The sequence below is a fragment of the Pseudoalteromonas sp. SG43-5 genome, assembly GCF_014164345.1.
GTDB lineage: Bacteria > Pseudomonadota > Gammaproteobacteria > Enterobacterales > Alteromonadaceae > Pseudoalteromonas > Pseudoalteromonas distincta.
The window spans coordinates 15,308-37,998 of sequence record NZ_JACJFA010000008.1 but is presented as its reverse complement, the minus strand read 5'-3'; the positions used below and the strand labels follow the sequence as shown (position 1 = coordinate 37,998).

The window sequence follows — 22,691 nt, the reverse complement described above, 5'->3', positions numbered from 1 at the left end:
AAAAATGAAAAAAACGATTGAAGATACGATGGAAGTTATCGGATTTAATACAGTAAAACCTATAAATAAAACTACACGACTGCTTTTAGTCGATGATGATTTACTAATAGAAATTGTAATAAGAAAAATGCTTAAAGAAGAAAACATATTAATAGATTTTGCATCCAGTGCAATAGAGGCGCTATTAATGGTTTCTCAAAATATTTACGATATTATTTTAATGGACATAGTCATGCCACAGTTTACGGGCACCGACGCAATGCTAAAAATAAGAAAGCACGCTGATGCATCAGCAACGAAAATTATTGCGCATACATTTAGTGAAAACGAAAATAGTAATAATAAATATATAAAGCTTGGGTTTAATGGTTTGTTATTAAAGCCAGTTAAGCAAGGTGTATTAATTGAAAATATTAGATCTTTCTTAAAGTGATTAATAGCAATAGTAGGGCGGTTCGCTGTTTATTACTTAGTAAAAACTATTTAATAAGAATAATTTCTTCAAATTAGTAGCAACTTCGCTTTTGTAATTGTTGCATATTTAAGAGCAAACGCTTCAAAGTGGTTTAACAATCACAATTATCAAACTCTATAATAATAAAAAACAAATAAACTTACTTAGCCTAGAGCCCAAGTATTACAAGGGTTTGGGTTTGGGTTTGGGTTTGACTTTAAATTATTATAATTTTTGAATAACTAAAAAATACTCATCTTGGGATGGAATTTGCTTTATAAGGTTATATTCCAATTTTATAGTTCACGAAACATTATAATTTTTAAAGTTAACGAGGCAAAATTATGAGCAAAACACAGTACGTTACAGTAGAAGGTCATCAAATTGCTTATCAAGAAATGGGACAAGGCACACCTTTATTATTAATACATGGCATACCAACTAACAAATTTTTATGGCGAAATGTGATGCCCAAACTCGCATCAGAACATCGAGTAATAGCGCCTGATTTACTAAACTTTGGTGAATCAGATATGCCAATTAACACCGATGTATCTATAAATGCGCAATGTAGAATAATGTGTAAGTTTATGGAAGAACTCGGTATTTCTAAAGTTAATATTGCTGCACATGATATTGGTGGTGGTGTTGCTCAATTAATGGCGGTAAATCATCCTGATAAAGTAAACGGATTAGTTTTAATAGATAGTGTATGTTTTGATTCTTGGCCAATACCAGAATTTGAACCTTTGCTAGAACCTGGTGTAGAAGAAAAGACAAGTGTAGCTGAATTTGTTGATACATTAAGAGATTTCATGCCTAAAGGTGTATACGATTCTAGCGTAATGACTGAAGAGTTAATGGAAATATACTTAAAACCATGGAGCAACGAGCAAGGAAAAGCCGCTTTATTTAGTAACATGCGCAGACTCAATAAAGAATATACACAAGCTATTGCAGGCGATCTTAAAAGCTTACCTCATGAAACACTCATAATTTGGGGTAAAGAAGACAAGTTTCAAAAACCAAAATATGCACCAATGTTAGAAGAAGCAATTCCAAATTCATCATTGATTTGGATAGATAGAGCCGCTCATTGGGTTGTTGATGAACATCCAGATAAAGTATCTGAGCTTATTAGTGAATTTATGAATGATAAAAAATTCTAAAGTCTCAGCAAGTACATCAGTAGGATAGTTAAAAAGCCATTAAATTCAAGATCTTGAATTTTACTGGATGAAATATCTACTAGGAAGTTATTGTTAATACCGCTTGGATATATTAATAACCAAGCGGTATTTTTATATGTTCAAGAAGCTAATAGCGTAAATGGGAAAAACATTAACTATTAAGATAAGTAGGTTAATGCTTATTAAATAGTCAAAATATCGCGTTTATACGTTAATTAATGAAGGTGAGTAACTTGGTTATGTATTTATTTATGCTATTTAACATAATATAAATTATAGGTAGTAAATGTATATATAACAAGAGCGCTTAAATGCGCCCTTACTATGTCCAATACTAGACGGTATCGGACATTAAGTGTTTTTATTACAATAACTAGTATTACTAATACAGATACTTTTTTTATCAATTTGTTTAATCAATACTAAGTAAACGCTCAGCTGTATATTCGTTAGTAATTAATCCACTGATCATGTTTGACCTTACTGCGCCCAAAATGGCTAACACTTTTTCTTCACCAGCAGCTATCGCATAAATCTGTTTGTTAGCATTTGTTTTTAATGGCGTACTTGCTACACGCTGATTAACTGTGCAATCTAAAAGCTTACCGTTTTTATCAAATACCCAACTAATCATTTCACCAACAGCACCCAGATCTTGTAACTCTTTAAGTTCTTGCGCATCAATAAAACCATCTATATGTAATGGCGACTTTTCACCTAAGCTACCAATACCCACAAATGTTACATCGGCATCTTTAGCAAGTTTCAAATTACCGGTAATATTTTGTTGTGCGTGCAACTGTTCTTTTTCTTCAATGCTTCTTGGTAAAACTGGCAATGGCATTGGATAATGTTTTGCATTGGTGTGTTCGGCCATTCTTACTACAACATCATAAGGTGAAGCCGATCCATCCAAAGCCATATTACCTAGCATGGCTACAATTTTATGTTGCGGACAATCAACGGTTCTTAGCTCATCCACACATGAACGTAAAACTCGACCGGTTCCCATAGCAAGTACTTTGGGTTGTTCTGATTTTAAATGACGTTCTATTTCTGCCGCGCCAGCTTGAGCCAAACCTAATGTAGATGAAGGTTCAGATGGATCGCTCGGTACAACTTCACACGAATCTAACCCAAAACGGCTTTTTAATTTTTCGGCCAAATCCATACATTTAGCAATCGGGTGGTCAAGTCTAACTTTAATTAATCCTTGGCTCACAGATAATGCGACCATTCTTTGTGCAGATTGACGAGATATATTTAGCTTTTTGGCAATTTCATCTTGTGTGTTACCGCCAACATAATATAACCACCCTGCTCTGGCTGCATCATCTAGCTTTCTAATTTCTGTATTTGATAGCTTTACCACGTAAACCTCTTAAAATAGAAGGAAAACTAAGTCCTTATTTTCATTACATAATTTTAATTATATGTGCTGCTATATAAATTATTTTATTAATTTTGGATTATCTATTTATCAATAACGTTTTTGTTATTTATAGTTTTAAATATACCATTCCTTAATAAAAAATACCTAGGTTTCATAGGATTATGTAATTAGAATTTAGTTAATAGCACCCTTATAAAGGTGCTATTTAAGGTAATTAAAGATTGGCTTTAGCGAATTGTTAAACCGTTATTATCAAACTTTAATACTTTATCATCCGGTGCGCTTAGGTAAATACTGTCGCCATATTTTAACGGACAATCACCATCTGCTTTTACTGTTACGGTCCCTTTGCCTTCAATATTTATATGTAAAAAGCTCTCCGACCCTAAATGTTCAATTACACCGACAGTACCAGCCCACGTGCCTTGCTCAGTAGAGAGTGTTATATGCTCTGGTCGTATACCAATACAACTAACATTCGCATTTTCATTTTGTGGAGCATCTATAAAATTCATTTTTGGAGAGCCAATAAAACCAGCTACAAATTTGTTTACTGGGTTTTTATAAAGCTCTAAAGGTGTGCCTACCTGTTCAATAATACCGGCATTAAATACCGCGATTCTATCTGCCATTGTCATGGCTTCAACCTGATCGTGCGTAACATAAACCATTGTTGTAGCTATGCTTTTATGTAATTCAGATATTTCTAAACGCATATTTACACGTAATGACGCATCAAGATTCGAAAGCGGTTCATCAAATAAAAATGCCGAAGGTTGGCGTACAATTGCGCGCCCTATTGCTACGCGCTGGCGCTGACCGCCCGACAATTGCCCAGGCTTTCGGTCTAAATAATCGGTCAAATTAAGAATTTTAGCGGCGTTAGCAATTTTACTTTCGATTTCTGTAGGGCCAACTTTGGCTCTTTTTAAAGGAAAAGCAATATTGTTACGCACTGTCATATGCGGATATAACGCATATGATTGAAACACCATTGCCAAGCCTCTTTTTGCCGGCGGTGTTTTTGTGGCATCAATGCCATCAATTTCTATATTACCACTGGTGGTATCTTCAAGACCTGCGATCATACGAAGTAATGTAGATTTACCACAGCCCGATGGCCCAACAAAAACGATGAATTCACCGTCTTTAATTTCTAAGTCGAGCGGTTTAATTACGTTTACTTCATCAAAGTTTTTAGTGACTTGTTTTAGTGTGATGCTGCCCATGTGTATTCTCCTATTTTACTGCGCCGAAACTTAATCCACGCACTAATTGTTTTTGACTAAACCAACCAAGTATTAAAATTGGCACAATGGCCATGGCAGATGCTGCCGATAACTTAGCGTAAAATAACCCCTCAGGGCTTGAGTAACTGGCAATAAATGCCGTTAAAGGTGCAGCATTTGCAGCGGTTAAAATAAGTGTCCAAAACGCTTCGTTCCACGACAAAATAACATTGAGTAATAGCGTTGAGGCTATACCTGGTAAGGCTATTGGCAATAAAACATGGAATATTTCTTCACCAATTGTTGCGCCATCCATACGAGAAGCTTCAAGTATTTCGTTTGGTATTTCTCTAAAGTAGGTGTAAAGCATCCATACCATTATTGGTAAGTTAATGAGTGTCATTACAATAACCAAACCTAATTTTGTATCGAGTAGCGCAAAGTCTCGAAACAATAAATAAATCGGAATAAGTACCCCTACTGGCGGTAACATTTTGGTAGAAAGCATCCACATTAATAAATGCTTAGTTTTTTTAGTTTGTACAAAAGCCATAGACCAAGCTGCAGGTACAGCAATTAATAACCCCAGTAAACTTGAACCTAGCGATATAACTACAGAGTTCCAAAAATGGTTAAAGTATGGCGAACGCGACAGTACATCTCGGTAATTTTCGAGTGTCCAATCGAATGCATATAAGCTTGGACTTGCTGAAATTGCTTCAGCTTCCGTTTTAAAGCTGGTGATTAACGTCCATAAAATTGGAAAGAAAATCATGCCGCTTATTGTCCATGCAGCAATGGTATAAATTAGTTTGGAACGACGGCTATCTTTTATAGTCATAATTAACCCTCCAAGTTTTTGCCAATTAAGCGCATTAAAAATATAGCGACAATATTTGCAATTATTACTGCAACTATGCCCCCTGCCGAACCGCCACCTACATCAAATTGAAGTAGTGATTGCGTGTAAATTAAGTACGTTATATTGGTCGACGAATAACCAGGACCACCGCTGGTTGTAACTAATATTTCGGCAAAAATTGACAGTAAAAATATAGTTTCGATTAAAATAACAGCGGTTACAGCGCGCGATAAGTGCGGCAAAACGATGTAAAAAAACTTACTAAATGGCCCAGCTCCGTCTAAATCAGCCGCTTCTAATTGTTCACGGTCTAATGATTGTATTGCTGTTAGCAGTATTAATGCTGCAAATGGTAACCACTGCCAAGACACAATTATGATGATTGAAAATAGCGGCATTTGAGCAAAAAAGTCGATAGGTTCAAAGCCAAGCCAAATCGCGAAATGTGCAAATAAGCCATTAACTGGGTTCATTAGCATGTTTTTCCATACTAATGCCGACACAGTTGGCATTACAAAAAATGGGGCTAGTACCATAATGCGAACGTAATTTCGTCCCCATATTGCTTGGTCTAGTAAAATAGCTAAGCCAATACCACCACAAATAGTGATAAGTAAAACCCCAGTTACTAGGTAAAGCGTGTTAAAAAATGATTCAAAAAAAGCCGGATCAGTTAGGAAAAATTCATAGTTTAAAAAGCCTACAAACTCTTTATCCCCTGGAACGAGTAAGTTGTAATCAATAAATGAGAAATACAGTGTCATACACAGCGGAACTATCATCCAAGCAAGTAATAAAATTACACTAGGAAGAAGCATAAACCGAGCAAGCGTGCGCGAGTTAGTTGTTGCCATAAAGGTGACCTTAAAAAAGCCAATTCTATTTACTTGTTAACTATCAAGTGAAAATCAGAAACCCTTGATAGTGTTTATAACTAACAAGTAAATAGAATTGACATAAAATATTGGGTAAGTTTGAGTACTTACCCGCCCATTACATGCTATTTAGGATAGCGAGCTTTACGCATTGTTCGCTCAACGAGGTGCTGAGACGTACTAAGCGCTTGCTTAACGGTCATTTGGCCAGTTAATGCTGCTGAAAATTGTTGCCCAACAGCTGTACCAATTCCTTGAAACTCAGGAATAGCAACAAACTGAATACCTACATAAGGCACTGGTTTAACTGTCGGATTTTTAGGATCTGCAGATTGAATAGAATCTAAAGTAATTTGCGCAAACGGTGCTGCGTCCATGTACTTTTGATTACTGTAAAGTGATTTACGTGTACCTGGCGGTACTTTTGCCCAACCTTTTTTATCGGCTACAAGTTGTGTGTATTCTTTAGATGTTGCCCAGCTAATAAATTTCATTGCGGCATCTGGTTTTTTGCTGCTTGCCGGTACGGCTAAAGTCCAAGACCATAACCAGTTACCGCGTTTACCTAGACCATTATCTGGCGCAAGTGCAAACCCTACTTTATCGGCAACTTCTGAATCTTTTTTGTTAGTAACAAATGCGCCTGCAACGGTTGCATCAATCCAAATACCACATTTTCCGGTTTGAAAAAGTGCAAGGTTTTCATTAAAACCGTTTGCAGATGAACCAGCAGGACCAGATTCTTTCATCACATCGATATAATACTGAAGGGTATTTTCCCACTCTGGGGTATTAAACTGAGGTTTCCAATTTTCATCAAACCAACGAGCACCAAACGAATTTGCCATGGATGTAATAAGCGCAACGTTTTCGCCCCAACCTGCTTTACCACGTAGACAAAGGCCATAAACACCTTCTTTTTTATCTGTCATCGCTTTAGCAGCTTTGCGTATAAAGTCCCATGTTGGGGCTTTAGGCATTGTCAGCCCTGCTTTTTCCATTAAGTCAGTGCGGTACATAACCATTGAGCTTTCGCCATAAAATGGCGCAGCATAAAGCTTGTCGTTAATCGTTAAACCGCTTCGAATTGCCGGAATTAAATCGTCTAAATCGTAGTTTTCACCTAAATTATCCAGCTCTTTTAGCCAATTTTGCTTGCCCCAAATTGGTACTTCATAAGTACCTATGGTCATAACATCGTATTGGCCGCCCTTTGTTGCAACATCGGTTGTGACACGTTGGCGAAGAATGTTTTCCTCTAGAGTAACCCATTTTAGATCTATATCCGGGTTTTGGCTGGTAAAGTCACTGCTTAATTCTTTCATGGTGATCATGTCACCATTGTTAACAGTCGCTATTGTGATTGTTTCTTTTGCCGCAGCGCCCATGCTTATAAAGCCACACGCGAGCATAATTAATTTATTTTTCATCGGGTATTCCCCATACACGTTATGTTTTAACAAGTGCTATTAAATTTCAATCTATTACCAATTCTATTTATGGCAGTTTTAACGCATAAAACTGCCCGCAAAGTGCCTTTTTAGGTCTTTTGTTTAAATAGTTAGACTAGTTGGATAATGATTTAAAATTTAACAGATATTTCAGAAGTGAAGCCGTCAAATCCTTTACCGATTTGGCCGCCCGAATTAACACCTTCTTCTTGGTTAACATACTCAACTTTTAAAAGCGTTTTATCGTTAAACCAGTAACCTGCGGCTACTTGAATACGCTCTACTGTGTTGTCTGTTTGTTCAATTAGGTCGGAAGTGTTATCGGCTTCTGCATAACGAGCCGCTACATATAGCTTTTTAGGGATTAGATATTGTTGTGCTTCAAACACGAAGTACTCAACCGATGAGTCGCCTTCTATTACACTGTTTGAATCAAAAGTAGTGCCATTTTCATCAGCTATGCCGTTTGTACCAAAGTAGGTAATACCGGCAACTGCATTACCAGCGGCATCTGCAAATGTGTAATCATCAGACGATTTACCAACCATAAAAATTAAGCTAGTTTCGTCAGATGGTTGATAAGCTAAGTTAAGCTGGATGATTGATTGCTCAAGCCCTGGCATTGCGCCAACGTGAGTGTCACGCTCGTTTGAAGGTGACGCTGAGAAATTATAGTTTTCACCATCGCCAAAGCGATAGTTTGTTGTGGTTACACCATCAAGACTTGCTACGCCATTTTCAAAACGTAACTGGTCGCCTTGATTCGCTTTTAATAAGTTTAAGCCTGCTTTAAAGCCACCTTCAAATTCTAGAGTACCTTGAAGTCGGTAGTTATAACCTCTGTTTTCTTGAAATGCTTCACCGAAACTTGAAGTCGTAATGTGACCTGTAACATTATAAGCACGTACTACACCACTATCGAAAGTTTCGCTGTAACTTAGCTGTGCGCCGTTTTCTGCGGTTGCGTAATCGGTAATACCATTACCAATAAGTGCATTACTTTGGTTATCTGCGCCGTCTTGAAAGCCTTTAAATTGAAATGGTGAGCCACCAATATTACCCAAACGCAGTGTTAAATTTGCGTTTTCTTTTGGTGTGCCATATAGACCTAGTAAGTCAAATTCAACACCTGCAAAATCGTTGTGAAATGAAAAGTCACGATCTTCGCCACCAAAGTCATTAGGCTCTTCTGCAATATCTATATCGGCAGTGATGAACTCGTTAATATGAAATTTAAGCATTAGATTAGCTCTAATACGGCCAAATCCTGATTCTTGTTCTTCATCTTCTGGACGAAATGCACCATCTTTAGCCTGAATTGACTGAAAGTTTTGCATTAGTAAAAAGTCTACGTCAACGCGATCTAAATATTCAGAAATATCAGCCTGTGCTGGAGCCGATGTAGCCATAGCTGCCGCTATGAGAGAAATTGCAAATTTAGTCTTTTTATTATTCAACATAATAAGCTCTTTATTTAGTGTGGTGTGTGATGCCAACTTTATTAAATTGCATCTTCATTTAATGAAATTGGTATTAATTCAGTGTGTATAGATGAGGCTGGCTGAGCAAAACATTAAGTGGTTAATGAAACTGCATTTGTGAGCATAAGCCCATCTGCTGAGCATAATCACAGAATGGATTTAGAAGGTCAACGATTTTTTATTACAAAACGTTTACAAAAAATCGAATTCATATGTAAATATTTTTGAATCAATAAGTTAAGTAGCAAATTTGTTACATCAAATTTTGATGGAATGTTGTATTGGATTAAGGAATTTCTTATGAATACGTCATTATTGTTCATTACAATTAATGAAAATATAAGTTAGTAGAAGATATGAGAGCAGATAATCATTTAAAAATACGTTGTTGGGCAAACCTATAAACAGTTTATTTATTGGTGTTTTTTAAGTAACGTTCTTGAGCTTATGATGGGGTTAGCTTAGTATTAAAGCACTTAGATGTATTCAAAATAGAAGTAACCTACATATGGAATTTGTTCGCCCGCTAGAGCCCATCCTCATTATTGATGACGTTAAGGAAATTCGTGATTATCTAAACCAAATTTTAACTGACTTAGGGTTTGAAGATATATTAGAAAGTGCTGATTTTAGCTCTGCCAAACCTATTATGGACAATAAACCGCCAGGCGTTATATTTGTAGATGTAGATTTACCAGACTCTAATGGTGCAGAGATATTGGAATACATTAATAGTGCTTACCCGCACACTCATGTTGTTATGTGTTCGGGCCACAATAGTCTCGAAAACGTACAAAACACGTGGGAAATGGGCGCTAAAGGTTTTATTGCAAAACCTTTTAATACAAAAAAAGTAGACACTGTAATGAAGCGTCTAGAAATAATAGAATAATAATAAGGTTAGCATGCATAGTACTGTTACTGCGATTATAGAAGATCTTTCGAGTGTTATATTTGGTAAACAACAACAAATAAAACTGGCACTTACATGCTTATTTAGCGAAGGGCATTTACTCATTGAAGATTTGCCTGGCATGGGAAAAACCACTCTTTCTCATGCATTGTCAGCTGTGTTAGGTTTATCGTATCAGCGTATACAGTTTACCAGTGATCTTCTCCCTGCTGATATTCTGGGTACTAATGTATTTAACTCTACCGAGCACAGTTTTACGTTTCATAAAGGCCCTATTTTTAGCCAAGTTGTTTTAGCTGATGAAATAAACCGCGCAGGGCCCAAAACACAAAGTGCGTTGCTTGAAGCAATGGAAGAGCAACAAGTAACAGTTGATGGAAAAAAATATACGCTGCCAAATCCATTTTTTGTGATTGCAACACAAAACCCGCTTTACCAATCAGGTACCTACCCGTTACCTGAGTCGCAATTAGACCGATTTTTAATGCGCATTAGCTTAGGTTTTCCACCTAAAGAAGCCGAAAAACGCTTAATTTTGAATATGCAAAAACGAGATTACAGCCAATTACCTAAGCGTATTAACCAACAAGAGTTAGCGGCAATTCAAACTCAGATAAGCCAAATTTCTTTAAGTAGCCCGGTTATTGACTACATTATAGAGCTTGTTAATTACACACGCACAAGCAACGCTTTTGCATCATCGTTATCACCTCGTGCTAGTATGGCTTTGGCTAAAGCAGCTAGGTCGTGGGCCTTTATTGATGGTCGTGATTTTGTAATGCCAGAAGATGTTCAAGCCGTATTTGTAAGTGTGTGTCAGCATCGATTAGGTTTGCATAATGAGTCAGGTGAAGCACAAGTAAACGATATTTTAAAAAACGTATTAGTTCCGGTATAAACTTTTATGCCAAAAAAAACAGCTAAGCGCCCTTCTTTATTTAAGTCATTTAAGCAAAGTGTATTTAATAAGTTATTAAAAAATAAACATTTAAAAAACTCAATTACACTTGAACACAGAACAATTTATGTATTGCCATCATCCCTTGGTTGGTATTTTATAGTTGTAGCTATTTTAAACTTTGTGATGGGCATTAATTATCAAAATAATTTAATTTTAATAATGTCTTATCTTATGTTTGTGGTAATGATTATTGCTGTATTAATGGGCTACAGTAACGCTAAAGGCTTAACAGTTAAATTTAAAGATGTATTTAACAGCTACGCTCCTCAAAAACCGAGTATTATATTTGAATTACAAAGCCCTTCTGTTACCCAATCTATTAATTTAACATATCAAGGTAGTGAGCAAACTCACAAACATACCGGCCAAGTTGATAGTAAACCTCAGTTACTTACACTCAACTTACCCTACAGCTCACGCGGTAAGTACTCAGTGCAACGTATTAAAATAGCGAGTAACTATCCCTTTGGTTTGATAACTGTTTGGAGCTACATTCAATTACAACAAGATGTATTTGTATACCCGTCGCTTGAACAGGTTCACTGTGACGCGCATGTTTCTATGCTTGATGAGCAAGCCGATAAAGGTATTTCTACACAATCTGGTAGCGAAGAGTTTGAGTCTCTTATCCCACACTTACCTGAGATGGGCTTGCAAAGAGTGTCGTGGAAGCATTACGCAAAAACACAGCAGTTGTTAGTTAAAGAGTTTGTAGACTTTAAAACAGCAAATGCACTCTTCGATTTTACGTTAATGAATGGAGATACAGAACAACGGTTAAGCCAGTTATGCTTTTTAGTGTGTGAAGCAACCGAGAAAAACACCCCTTTTATGTTAAAGCTACCGAATAAAACAATAAATACAAATACCGGACAGCATCATAAGCAGCAATGCTTAGAAGTATTATGCTCATTTAATGGTGATGTGTAATGGACATACTTAAAAACGAAAAAGTAATAAATTATTCGCTGTCTTTTATATATGCATGTTTGATTGTATTTTTTGTATCACATTTACCGCTTGTTTTTGTAGGTGTACTTTCACTTATTTGTGCATGGAACTTTTACATAACGCTGAGTAATAAACCAAAGCCAAATGCTTGGCTGGCAAATATACTCGCAGGTGTGTCACTCGGTTTAATGCTCTACACAGTAGGCATGTCGGATACGGTTATTTTATTTGTGGCCATGCTGCTACTTGCTAGTTTATTTAAACTGCTACAGGCTAAAACCAAAAAACACTATCATGTAATTACAACGCTTACGTTTTTTTCACTCTCATCGGTGTATTTATTTAACCAAAGCATTTTAACAACTTTAACTGTAAGTGGTTTATACATATTAAACTTTGCAGTACTTGGCTTACTCGAGTCCAAACATAATTTAAAAATAGCCTCTAAACAAAGCGGTAAACTGCTACTTTTAGCGCTTCCTTTAGCTATATTTTTACTGCTTTTTTTACCAAAAATGCCCGCCTTTTGGCAGCTTCCTGGACCTAAGCTTGCTAAAACAGGGCTTTCTGAACAAGTCGATCCATTCGATATTGCTAAGCTTTCAAATTCTGACGAGCTTGTATTTAGAGCTAAATTTAACGAAGAAAAACCTGTAGCGCCTTATTATTGGCGAGCAATAGTCCATGATGAGTTTAATGGCAATGCGTGGCTTACGTCTGACTTTTTAAAATATAATAATGTAAAAACAAATACGCAGAGCGAAAATGATGAGCAACTTATTGCAAGCTACTCAGTTATTACAGAGCCTGCTACACAAAAATGGCTCTATGGTTTAGCGTATTCCAGTAGTAACTCACCAAATGTTGAAGGTAATTCGCTAGGTTTATTGCGTAAAAAAAGTCGCCAAGCTAAAAACTTACAATACGATGTAAATAGCTTTAACTTCAAAGCTTTACCGCTTGGCGAATTTGAAGAAAAACGCTACAAATACCTCTCCAATAAAAAGAATGTAAAAACATCATTACTTGCTAAAAACTTAAAGCAAAATACACACTCTGATCGCGATTTTTATAACCGCTTATTACAATACTTTGCAGGTACGGGATTTACTTACACGTTAACACCCACGCCTATGAGCGGTGATAATACAATTGACCAATTTTTATTTGAAAACCAACGTGGCTTTTGTGGCCACTATGCCAGTGCCGCTGCGTACATTTTTAGAACCGCAGGTATACCCGCTCGACTAGTAAGTGGCTATTTAGGTGGCGAATTAAATCAAGATAATAATACGCTCACTGTTCGCCAATACGACGCACACGCATGGGTAGAAGTATATTTACAAAACGAAGGTTGGGTTATTTTTGATGCAACCGCTGTTGTAGCTCCGGAGCGTTTAAATGGCTCGCTTTCGCAAAACGAAGAGCTGAATGACGAATTTAAAAGTAATCTTGATTTTGGTTTAGTGAGTTTAAGTAATTTCCCCGCTATTAATTGGTTAAGGTTGGAACTTGAAAACCTCGATTATCAATGGTCTAGCTGGGTACTTGGTTTTGACGAAGAAAAACAAAATGATTTTTTAAAATCAATTTTTGGTAGTAAAAATATTTGGCTTGTACCATTAATGGTTTTACTAACAGCTGGTTTTTGTTTTATAGGTTATTTTATTTATTTAAACTTGCCAAAACGCCCGTCTAAATTAGCGCCTATGGTTAAAGAGTTTTATGAAGTAAAAGCATGGGCTAAAAAACAAAAAATAAATACACCCGATAATTTAACACCGAGTCAGCAGTTAGACTTTTTTGCTGATCAACTTCCTCGTTCTGCACAATCTATAAACACTTTTAGGCAGTTATTTAACCAAGTACGCTATGGTAAAAAACCTTTTACGAAAGAGCGTAAAACTCAGGCTAAAGATCTGATAAAATTAATTAAAATTTCCAAATAGAGAATACTATGAATGCTGTTGTTATAGGCGTTATTTTAATGCTCGGGCTATCTCTGGCTCGCGTTAACGTCATTGTTGCCATGATCATAAGCGCGTTAGTTGCAGGTCTTACTGCAGGCTTGGGCATAAAAGAAAGTGTTGATGTGTTTAATTCTGGCCTTTCAGCTGGAGCTGAAATTGCACTAAGTTATGCTATGCTCGGCGCGTTTGCCGTTGCTATTTCTAAGTCGGGTTTAACACGCATTCTCGCTGATAAGCTACTTGCTAAAGTAAATGCAAAAGGCAGCGGTAATGAAACATTTTTAAGTTACTTCATTTTATTAATTATTTTAGGTTGTGCAATTTCTTCGCAAAACTTAGTCCCTGTACACATAGCGTTTATTCCTATTTTGATCCCGCCGTTACTTGTTGTTTTTAATCAGTTAAGATTAGACAGGCGTGCTATAGCGTGTATTTTAACATTTGGATTAGCAACGTCTTACATGGTGCTTCCTTATGGTTTTGGGGGTATTTACTTATATTCGATTTTGCACAAAAACCTAGTTGATAACGGCCTAGACATTGTAAATACCCAAGTCCCTGTGGCGATGATAATTCCTGCATTAGGTATGTTTATTGGATTGCTTATTGCGGTATTTATTACTTACAAAAAACGCCGCGAATACACCGAGCTCCCATTAACAACTGTGAGTAAATCTGCTGAGGTAGAAAACCCTAAAAAAGTAATGATTGTGGGGCTTTTTGCAGTACTTGCCTCACTTGTTGCACAAAACCTAAGTGGCTCAATGATTTTAGGTGGCTTAGTAGGTGTAATGATATTTAGTGTTTTTGGTGTAGTTAAGTGGGAAGAAAACGGCGACGTATTTAGTAAAGGCGTTGCGATGATGGCCATGATTGGCTTTATTATGATATCGGCACAAGGTTTTGCATCGGTTATGCAAGCCACTGGCGATGTAGCAAGCTTAGTACACAGCGCAGCCGCCCTTTTTGATGGTAATAAACCTTTGGCCGCCGGTGTTATTTTGTTAGTCGGGTTATTAATTACAATGGGAATTGGCAGTTCGTTTTCAACAGTGCCTATTATTGCAACTTTGTTTGTTCCTTTATGTTTAGACCTTGGCTTTTCTGTTATGGCTACCGCTGCGCTTGTTGGTACTGCGGGCGCTTTAGGTGATGCAGGCTCTCCTGCTTCAGACTCAACGCTTGGCCCAACATCGGGTTTAAATGCCGATGGCCAGCACGACCACATTAGAGACTCTGTTATTCCAACGTTTATTCACTTTAACATACCGCTGCTGATATTTGGCTGGATTGCAGCAATGGTACTTTAAAAAGTATTTATGTAAGTATTAATAAATGTAATTAAAAGCTAAATATAACCAAAAAGGTATGTTAAAAGCATACCTTTTTAGTATCCAAATCCAACAACTCTCACCCCTATCAATTCCCTTCAGTTTGACTACTTTTTTAGTTAATACACACTCTGTTGTTGAGGTTATACTTTATGAATATTCTGTATGATGTGTTCTTACAAGGGATTTATATAAGCACCAATTAAGGTGCTTATATAAATTTGCTTTAGCGCATATTCAAAGCTTTAAGTTAATCAAAACCATAAATCATTTTGTCGCATACTACCGGAGTCGGTCTGTGGTTATCATCAACTGCAACAAAGGTAAAGCTGCCACTAATGGCTGAATGCTTATCGTCTTTGTGCATAGTTTCTAATAATATATCTACGTCAACTTTTAAGCTGGTGTTACCTACATGCACTACTTTAGCTATTAACTCTGCAAAAGTACCTGCTGGTATGGCTTCTTTAAAGTCGACTCTATCAGAAGATATAGTTACCAAAGGCTTACGACAAAAACGAGTCGCTGCTATAAATGCCACTTCATCCATCCACGCCAGTGCATCACCACCAAATAAAGTATTGTGATGATTAGTACGCCCTGGAAACACGGTTTTAGTTACCGATGTGGTTGAGTCTTCAATACGCTGAGCAATTATTGCATCGCGATTTACGTCAGTCATAATCTCTACTTTTTGTTTGCTAATGTATCTTGCATTAGTAATGCAGGATCAAGGCGTTCGCCTTTCCAGTTAAAACGCCAATCTAGGTGAGGACCCGTTACACGCCCTGTTGCACCAATTTCAGCCACTTTGTTACCTTGCTCAATTTTATCACCCACTTTTACATCAAGCTTACTTAAGTGAATGTAAGTTGAGGTAATACCATGGCCATGATCAATAATTAATGTTCCGCCAGAGTAGTATAAATCAGGTTCAGCAAATACCACGGTACCACTAATAGGCGCGTAAACAGGAGAGCCCGTTTTATTCGCGATATCTAAGCCAAAGTGCGGACGACGAGGCTCGCCATTAAAATAGCGCTGACTACCGTAAACACCCGATATGCGCCCTTCTGCAGGCTTTAACACAGGGTCTAAAAAGTACAATAAATCAGAGTCTACTTCTCTGGCTTTTCGCACAGCAACTGCTTCACGGCTTATACGCGCACTAACTTCTTTTGGCGGAGAGACATATTTTTTAGCTACACCGGTAATTTTATCAATTTTATATTCGCGCTTTGTGATAGCTATTGGCTGTGAATGCGATTTACCATTGTTATCTACCCATTTTAAAGTATGAGTAGTTTCAGCGTCACGACCAAAACCAAATACAAAATCACCCTTTGGTGAAAGTTTTAAGCTTTTGCCATCTAAGCTTACTGATTTAGCGTTTTCTAGCTTTCCAGTAACTAAACCGCCTTGTGTTAAATGTCCTTTTAACTCAAGCGCCATAGCACTAAAGCTAGCAGAGGCAACAAGCGCTGTTGCTAAAAGTGTTTTAAACATAACTAATCGATCCTTTTCCAACACCTTCATAAGCCGTTACTTTCACTGCTTTTTCTGGGTATTGGGCTTTAATTTGGCCAGCTACATGTTCAGCAATACATTCTACAGTGGTATCTACTGGCAAAATGTCGCAACGAGACTCGCTTATAGCCATTTCAAAATAGCCTTGTGCCGATGTATAAGCAAAACATACATCACCCGCTTTGGCTGTTATGTGTTTTAAATCAGCTGCGTTAATTTGATCTTCAGTGGTGGCTAAGTAAATATCTTCCCACTTTTGAGACCATTCTTTTTGCAAGCGCGGCATAGAAATACCATCTAGGCTAATACCAATTTGAGAACGATGCCCATGAATAATACGCTGGCAATTACCGTCATGCTTTTTAAGGCCATGGCTGTAATGATAGTAAAAACTTTGGCTGTGTTCAGGCTTAAGAGACAGCTCAATTTTTTCGATGTTATCTGGTAGCTTCGGTAAAATAGTCGCAATTAAAAATTTGGTAACCGATTCAACAGTTACTTCATCTGCGTTAATCATGCAATAAGCTTGATGAGGAGCGCTCATAGCTAAGTGATTATTTTCACCAAATGTACAGTCGAGTGTTTTATGCTCGTCAAATTCAGATACAGTACCATTAAGCCCTGTAGGAATTGCTAAACGGTGATCAATACACTCATCTATAATGCCTTTAATTTGCTTTTTAACTAAACCAAAGTCTAAAACCATAGACTCTTCGTTAAGTTTACCGTGCAAAGTTAAATCAACAATCCAGCTCTCGCCAACGGCGCCGCGTTTGTTACATAAGTAAGAAAAATCAATCACAGTTAGTGAGTTAACAAAAAGGATCATAAACTTCCTTTAGACTGGTTATAAGACAGCGTTAATTATAATGATTTCTGATTGTAATTGCGCGGTTTTATAGTGCAAAAACCAATCGCGTTGATTGATTGATGATTTAATATGCAATATTTTGATTTTTTAACTGCTCCGAGTTGTTTAGCGTACAAGTGTACGCTAAAGTACTTGGCAATTTCTAAGCGAAGATAAGTGTTATGGAACCTAAAAATAGCTATACAAAAGAAGAGTTGATCCTGTGTGGTCAAGGTGAAATGTTTGGTGAAGGTAACTGCCGTTTACCAAGTGACAACATGTTAATGATGGATCGCATTACCTCTATTACTTCTGATGGCGGTATTCATGGGAAAGGCGAAATTGTTGCTGAGCTTGATATTGACCCTAGCCTTTGGTTTTTCGATTGTCATTTTAAAGGCGACCCAGTAATGCCAGGTTGTTTAGGCTTAGATGCTATGTGGCAACTAGTTGGTTTTTACTTAGGTTGGTCTGGTGGCCCTGGTCTTGGCCGTGCGCTAGGTGTGGGTGAAGTTAAATTTACTGGCCAAATTTTACCAACTAATAAAAAAGTAACTTACCGCCTTGTAATGAAACGCGTAATTAAACGTAAATTGTTCATGGGCGTTGCAGATGGCACTGTAGAAGTAGATGGCCGAGTAATTTACGAAGCAAAAGATTTAAAAGTGGGCTTGTTCCAAGACACTAGCGCGTTTTAATTTTTAAATGCGTACAAAAAGGCCTCCAACGTGGAGGCCTTTTTGCTTAAATTCGATTATTGATTTTAGGTTTTGTACATGTTGCGGTTTTCAATCGCTTCACGCCAACCTCCTAACCACTCTGATTTGGGATCTACTTGTTGATAAGGGCATAGCTCTTTTGAGCGACCTGCTAAACCTGCTTTAAAACCTTGAGAATGAGCTCTTTCTAAACGATCTCTTTTCTGTCTCTTCATCGGTAATATCCTCACCTTTTTATTTGTATATTGTGTAGCATTAGTGAAATCTACATTTAATGAATAGTTAATAAAAATGTAAAATTCAAATCGTAAAAGCAATTAAATTGTTTGACTTTAACTAAGCTGCTGATGCAAAAATGAATTAACATTTAAAAAAGTAAGTGGTCATACAACATTTAATTTGACCGGTTTTATGCTAAATAAAATGCGACTCAATAATCGCTAAAAAGCACTTATGTGCTTTATTTGTGACCGACTAATATTGACTAAGTTCCAAACAAAAATGTAATCGTGACACTTTTATTTCATTAATCTTAAATTAGTAGCCCGCCCCTAACTTGAAGTATTTTTAAACAATTTAAATTTATGCTTGATTATTTAAAGTCGATCGGTCTAATATATGTACATGAACAAAAATACATCAACACCAATACGCCGTGGTCGCCCACCTAAAATAGCCAGAGAGAACGCCGATACCAAAGCGTTACTTATTCGTACGGGCCTAGAAACCTTAACTGAATTTGGCTTTAGCGCCACGGGGCTCGATACTATTTTAAAAAAAGCGGCTGTACCTAAAGGCTCCTTTTATCATTACTTTAAAAGTAAAGAGGCCTACGGCATTGCCCTAGTTGATGCATACGACAGTTACTTTATTGCAAAGCTTACCCATTACCTACAGCAAGAAGATGTTCCCCCACTTGAGCGAATCGTTAATTTTACCCAAAGCGCAATTAAAGGAATGAAAAAATACGATTACAAACGTGGCTGTTTAGTAGGTAACTTAAATCAAGAGCTTAATCATTTAAGTGATGAGTTTAAAACCAGATTAATGCAAAGCTACACCGCTTGGCAAAACCATGTAGAGGTTTGCTTAAACCAAGCTAAGCAACAAGGCACTATTGCAAGCCATGTAAATACAAAATTGATGAGTGAGTACTTTTGGATTGGTTGGGAAGGTGCGGTTATGCGCGCCAAGCTCACAAAATCAAATACTCCACTTACTTTGTATACAGAAATGTTTTTACGCGCATTATTAACCTAATGCGTTTTTATTTACCACTTAAAAGACGATCGGTCTAAAAGGATATCCCATGAGTAACCCAATTAAAGCCATTGTTATTAATAAAGAAGATAATAACTACAGCGCCTCATTAAAGACTATCGAAAGCAGTGATTTACCAAACGAAAACGTCTTTATCGACGTGCTATACAGCACACTTAACTATAAAGATGGTTTAGCAATTACTGGTAAAGGCCCCGTTGTACGCAGTTTTCCTATGGTGCCAGGTATTGATTTAGTGGGTACGGTTACAAATTCCACCAGCGATGAATTTAAAAACGGCGATAACGTAATATTAAATGGCTTTGGTGTAGGCGAAAAACATTGGGGCGGGCTTGCTCAAAAAGCGGCACTTAATAGCGATTGGCTAATCCCCTTGCCTGCAGGTATTTCTCCAAAACAAGCGATGCAAATAGGTACAGCCGGTTATACCGCTATGCTAAGTGTTATAGCTCTTGAAAAACAAGGAATAAACCCTGAATCTGGCGAAATACTTGTAACAGGTGCCAATGGTGGCGTAGGCAGCTTTGCTATTTATTTATTAAACCAGCTTGGCTACAACGTAACAGCAGCTACGGGTCGATTAGATCAAAGTGAATATTTAAAAGAGTTAGGTGCTAAACAGGTAATTGACAGAAACGAGCTTTCAAATCCTGGTAAGCCTTTGCAAAAAGAGCGCTTTGCAGCGGCAATAGATTCAGTAGGTAGCCATACACTTGCTAATATTTGTGCATCATTAAAGTATGGGGGTGTAGTAACCGCCTGCGGACTTGCCCAAGGCATGGATTTACCTGCCTCAGTTGCCCCATTTATATTACGTGGTGTGTCACTAATAGGCATTGATAGCGTAATGCGCCCTAAAGCCGACAGAATTGAAGCGTGGGATCGTTTAGCAAAATTAGTAAACGCTGATTATTTAGATAAAATTTCGACAGAAATATCACTAGAACACGTAATTGATAACGCAGAGCTACTTATGCTAGGCAAAATTCGCGGTCGTGTTGTAGTTAATTGTCAAAGTTAAGCTATTTACTCTGTTAAAGCCTCGTTATTAAATTTATAATGCAATTTGTATTTTAATAACGAGGCAACACCTATGAGCAACCAAGAACTTTTCAGTAATAATCCACTGCAAGGCGTTAAATTAGAACAAGTGGTTGAAGAGCTGGTTGAACAATACGGGTGGGAGCTCCTACACGCTTATTTACAACTTAACTGCTTTAAAAACAATCCTGATATAAAGTCAGCGGTTAAATTTTTACGTAAAACACAATGGGCACAAGAAAAAGTAGATAACTTTTACCTTTATCGCCTAAAAAACTTACCTAGACCTGATGATGTGCAATACGAATTACCGCCACGTGATCGCGTGATCCCAGCTGATCATAAACCTGGTGAGCCATGTGAGTTAAGTTTTAGTGACGCAAAACGTATTATGGAAAAAAAAGCATCAAAGCAACGTGCTCGTGATCGCAAACAACGCTCTAATTCTAGTAACCCTTGGGGTAACTAAACACGCTAATTTAATTTTGTAGAGCTATTTTAAATGGCTCTACAACTCTCTTTTATTAATTTTTATTACATCCACACCATATAGCTAAAAATAGAAATCAATAGCCTCGGTTTTTCCAAAAATCTGTTTCAGTACGCTCTAGCTCTAATGCCACCTTAAAAGTTTTATCAGCAATAATTTTCCCATTTAGCTCAATCGTCATACGCCAATCACCCAATTTATTCTCTATTGGCAACCAAAGCGTGTCGCCTAAATAAAAGTTCCAATCACTGTTTTTAACGTATACATCGCCTTCAAAGGGGTCCATTACATCACCGTCACTGTCTGGAATATCTGGATGGTATATACAATAGTGAAGCTTTTCGCCTTTACCCTTTTTAATATTTACGATTAAGCCAAACTCAACATCTACCTCAGCTATTACATTTGTTGTAAATTGCTCTATTTGTGGCAGTGCTTTACTTTCGCTATCCCACTTAGAGTAAATACCGTGACTTTGTAACGTCACTACAGGTTTTGTTTTAGCCATTAAGGTAACCTTTTATATTAGCTATTTTTGCATTAGTTTAACTTTTGAAATTTTAAAATAAAACACAATCCAATAAAGTTAAATCTCAACTTAGCTTTAATACTTCGTCTATTTACATCATTGCTAATTTGTCATCATTGTTTACACATTATTTGCACAATTGCTGATTATTGTTTGAGTAACTTAATTGATCAGGTAAGCAGCAATGAAACTACACGCACTTAATATAAAAAACTCAAATAGGGTAAATGCTATAAAACTAAGCACCTTGGCTCTAGTTGTTTCATCGTTAGTTGCTTGCGGAGATGGCGAAGACATAGTTGATACCTCAACAACTACAGATTCATCACCAACCACCTTAGATAACGGTACAGGTACGAGTAGCTCAACCCAAGGCGTGCTGTGCGAATATAGCTACAGTGAATATAACGAGTCAGTATCAGTACAGGCCACCAGCGTGGCAGATTGGTCATGCACAGGAACTACACGCGACATAGTCGCTAATGGCATACCTGATCACGAAGTAGGTACATTCCCTAATGCCGATAACCCAAATACTATTTCTGAACAATCAGTAAATGAAAGCTACACACTTGAGCCTGTAGAAACAACACAAGCAACCATGCTTGGTGGCCCTCGTGGAATGATAGGTGTTGTACTTAACGGCATTAAAATAGACGCCGGCACAGGCGGAAGTTGCGATGATTCAGGCACCGATTGTGATTTAGGCGACAACAGCGGTAATTGGAATATAGAAGCTTTAAGCCAAGACACGTTTAGTTTTGGAACAGACGACAACAATGCACACGTACAACCCGATGGCACATATCATTATCATGGTATGCCTGAAGGCTTTGTAACACTGCGAGGTGGCAATAGCTCCACTATGACTCTAATAGGCTGGGCAGCAGATGGCTTTCCTATATATGCACGTTACGGCTATGCAGACTCAAATGATGCAACTTCAGCGCTAACCGTAATGACCGGTAGCTACCAACACATAACATCTGTAAGCGCAAACCGCCCTTCTACCGATATATACCCATTAGGTACATTTGCACAAGATTGGGAATACGTAGCAGGCTCTGGTGATTTAGATGAATGTAATGGCCGCGTTGGCGTAACACCTGAGTTTCCTCAAGGGATATACCACTACTACGCAACAGACACTTACCCGTTTTTTCAACGCTGCGTTAAAGGCGAAGTTTAATTAG

23 protein-coding genes are annotated in these 22,691 nt (G+C 37.4%); 12 read left to right on the top strand and 11 right to left on the bottom strand.

Annotation, left to right across the window (positions count from 1 at the left end):
• Positions 1-4 precede the first annotated feature (4 nt).
• Together H5161_RS10380 and H5161_RS10375 are read left to right on the top strand one after the other, a co-directional pair.
• On the top strand, positions 5-433 hold the full coding sequence (locus tag H5161_RS10380) for a response regulator (protein ID WP_024604388.1): 429 nt from the start codon (positions 5-7) through the stop codon (positions 431-433).
• A gap of 365 nt (positions 434-798) precedes the next feature.
• Positions 799-1,623, top strand: coding sequence for an alpha/beta fold hydrolase (locus tag H5161_RS10375; RefSeq protein ID WP_182769219.1), 825 nt, complete (start codon positions 799-801; stop codon positions 1,621-1,623).
• Positions 1,624-2,056: 433 nt separating this feature from the next.
• Here H5161_RS10375 and H5161_RS10370 read toward each other — a convergent pair whose 3' ends face one another.
• The 6 genes from H5161_RS10370 to H5161_RS10345 form a co-directional block, all read right to left on the bottom strand.
• Positions 2,057-3,016 (bottom strand): sugar-binding transcriptional regulator, encoded by a 960-nt coding sequence (locus tag H5161_RS10370; RefSeq protein WP_002960874.1) that lies wholly within the window; start codon positions 3,014-3,016, stop codon positions 2,057-2,059.
• A gap of 248 nt (positions 3,017-3,264) precedes the next feature.
• A complete protein-coding gene (locus H5161_RS10365; RefSeq protein ID WP_182769218.1) occupies positions 3,265-4,266 on the bottom strand; it encodes an ABC transporter ATP-binding protein in 1,002 nt (333 codons plus the stop codon).
• A 10-nt stretch (positions 4,267-4,276) separates the two neighbouring features.
• Positions 4,277-5,107, bottom strand: coding sequence for a carbohydrate ABC transporter permease (locus H5161_RS10360; protein ID WP_002960878.1), 831 nt, complete (start codon positions 5,105-5,107; stop codon positions 4,277-4,279).
• Between the two features lie 2 nt (positions 5,108-5,109).
• Positions 5,110-5,982, bottom strand: a complete 873-nt coding sequence (locus H5161_RS10355) for a carbohydrate ABC transporter permease (RefSeq protein ID WP_002960879.1) — start codon at positions 5,980-5,982, stop codon at positions 5,110-5,112.
• Between the two features lie 146 nt (positions 5,983-6,128).
• Positions 6,129-7,433, bottom strand: coding sequence for a sugar ABC transporter substrate-binding protein (locus H5161_RS10350; protein WP_182769217.1), 1,305 nt, complete (start codon positions 7,431-7,433; stop codon positions 6,129-6,131).
• 152 nt (positions 7,434-7,585) lie between these two features.
• Positions 7,586-8,914, bottom strand: coding sequence for a hypothetical protein (locus H5161_RS10345; RefSeq protein WP_182769216.1), 1,329 nt, complete (start codon positions 8,912-8,914; stop codon positions 7,586-7,588).
• A 529-nt stretch (positions 8,915-9,443) separates the two neighbouring features.
• Between H5161_RS10345 and H5161_RS10340 the strand changes: the two genes are divergently transcribed.
• From H5161_RS10340 to H5161_RS10320, 5 genes are read left to right on the top strand one after another with little or no spacing between them, the layout of a single operon-like run.
• On the top strand, positions 9,444-9,827 hold the full coding sequence (locus H5161_RS10340; protein WP_002960883.1) for a response regulator: 384 nt from the start codon (positions 9,444-9,446) through the stop codon (positions 9,825-9,827).
• Positions 9,828-9,840: 13 nt separating this feature from the next.
• Positions 9,841-10,746 (top strand): MoxR family ATPase, encoded by a 906-nt coding sequence (locus H5161_RS10335; RefSeq protein WP_182695959.1) that lies wholly within the window; start codon positions 9,841-9,843, stop codon positions 10,744-10,746.
• 6 nt (positions 10,747-10,752) lie between these two features.
• On the top strand, positions 10,753-11,739 hold the full coding sequence (locus H5161_RS10330) for a DUF58 domain-containing protein (protein WP_182769215.1): 987 nt from the start codon (positions 10,753-10,755) through the stop codon (positions 11,737-11,739).
• Positions 11,739-13,709: a DUF3488 and transglutaminase-like domain-containing protein gene (locus H5161_RS10325; protein ID WP_182769214.1), complete on the top strand. Its 1,971-nt coding sequence runs from the start codon at positions 11,739-11,741 to the stop codon at positions 13,707-13,709. The genes H5161_RS10330 and H5161_RS10325 overlap by 1 nt, the downstream gene beginning before the upstream one ends.
• Positions 13,710-13,717: 8 nt before the next feature.
• A complete protein-coding gene (locus H5161_RS10320) occupies positions 13,718-15,040 on the top strand; it encodes a Na+/H+ antiporter family protein (RefSeq protein ID WP_182769213.1) in 1,323 nt (440 codons plus the stop codon).
• A 271-nt stretch (positions 15,041-15,311) separates the two neighbouring features.
• Here H5161_RS10320 and H5161_RS10315 read toward each other — a convergent pair whose 3' ends face one another.
• From H5161_RS10315 to H5161_RS10305, 3 genes are read right to left on the bottom strand one after another with little or no spacing between them, the layout of a single operon-like run.
• Positions 15,312-15,743 carry an acyl-CoA thioesterase gene (locus H5161_RS10315; RefSeq protein WP_002960891.1) on the bottom strand — a complete coding sequence of 144 codons (432 nt, stop codon included), beginning with the start codon at positions 15,741-15,743 and terminating at the stop codon, positions 15,312-15,314.
• Positions 15,744-15,748: 5 nt separating this feature from the next.
• Positions 15,749-16,567, bottom strand: coding sequence for a M23 family metallopeptidase (locus tag H5161_RS10310; RefSeq protein ID WP_182693902.1), 819 nt, complete (start codon positions 16,565-16,567; stop codon positions 15,749-15,751).
• Positions 16,560-17,417, bottom strand: a complete 858-nt coding sequence (locus tag H5161_RS10305; RefSeq protein WP_182769212.1) for a 6-carboxytetrahydropterin synthase — start codon at positions 17,415-17,417, stop codon at positions 16,560-16,562. Before H5161_RS10305 ends, H5161_RS10310 begins: the two co-directional genes overlap by 8 nt.
• Positions 17,418-17,620: 203 nt before the next feature.
• Between H5161_RS10305 and fabA the strand changes: the two genes are divergently transcribed.
• Positions 17,621-18,136 carry a bifunctional 3-hydroxydecanoyl-ACP dehydratase/trans-2-decenoyl-ACP isomerase gene (gene fabA, locus H5161_RS10300; protein ID WP_182769211.1) on the top strand — a complete coding sequence of 172 codons (516 nt, stop codon included), beginning with the start codon at positions 17,621-17,623 and terminating at the stop codon, positions 18,134-18,136.
• Positions 18,137-18,201: 65 nt separating this feature from the next.
• On the opposite strand, the gene rmf is transcribed toward fabA, so the two are convergent.
• Positions 18,202-18,372 (bottom strand): ribosome modulation factor, encoded by a 171-nt coding sequence (rmf, locus tag H5161_RS10295; RefSeq protein WP_002960897.1) that lies wholly within the window; start codon positions 18,370-18,372, stop codon positions 18,202-18,204.
• A gap of 409 nt (positions 18,373-18,781) precedes the next feature.
• Between rmf and H5161_RS10290 the strand changes: the two genes are divergently transcribed.
• The 3 genes from H5161_RS10290 to H5161_RS10280 all read left to right on the top strand — a co-directional run bounded on the left by H5161_RS10290 (position 18,782) and on the right by H5161_RS10280 (position 20,948).
• Positions 18,782-19,417 carry a TetR/AcrR family transcriptional regulator gene (locus H5161_RS10290; RefSeq protein ID WP_007582758.1) on the top strand — a complete coding sequence of 212 codons (636 nt, stop codon included), beginning with the start codon at positions 18,782-18,784 and terminating at the stop codon, positions 19,415-19,417.
• Between the two features lie 49 nt (positions 19,418-19,466).
• Entirely contained in the window at positions 19,467-20,459 is a 993-nt protein-coding gene (locus tag H5161_RS10285) for an MDR family oxidoreductase (protein WP_182769210.1), read from the top strand.
• Positions 20,460-20,531: 72 nt separating this feature from the next.
• Positions 20,532-20,948, top strand: a complete 417-nt coding sequence (locus H5161_RS10280; protein ID WP_002960902.1) for a VF530 family DNA-binding protein — start codon at positions 20,532-20,534, stop codon at positions 20,946-20,948.
• 97 nt (positions 20,949-21,045) lie between these two features.
• Here the strand turns inward: H5161_RS10280 and H5161_RS10275 are convergent, their stop codons facing one another.
• The gene (locus tag H5161_RS10275) at positions 21,046-21,477 is read right to left on the bottom strand and encodes a DUF3859 domain-containing protein (protein WP_182749433.1); all 432 of its coding nucleotides are present in this window, start codon (positions 21,475-21,477) and stop codon (positions 21,046-21,048) included.
• A 205-nt stretch (positions 21,478-21,682) separates the two neighbouring features.
• Between H5161_RS10275 and H5161_RS10270 the strand changes: the two genes are divergently transcribed.
• Complete coding sequence (locus H5161_RS10270) at positions 21,683-22,687, top strand: YHYH protein (RefSeq protein ID WP_182769209.1); 1,005 nt, start codon at positions 21,683-21,685, stop codon at positions 22,685-22,687.
• The last annotated feature ends 4 nt before the right edge of the window (positions 22,688-22,691 follow it).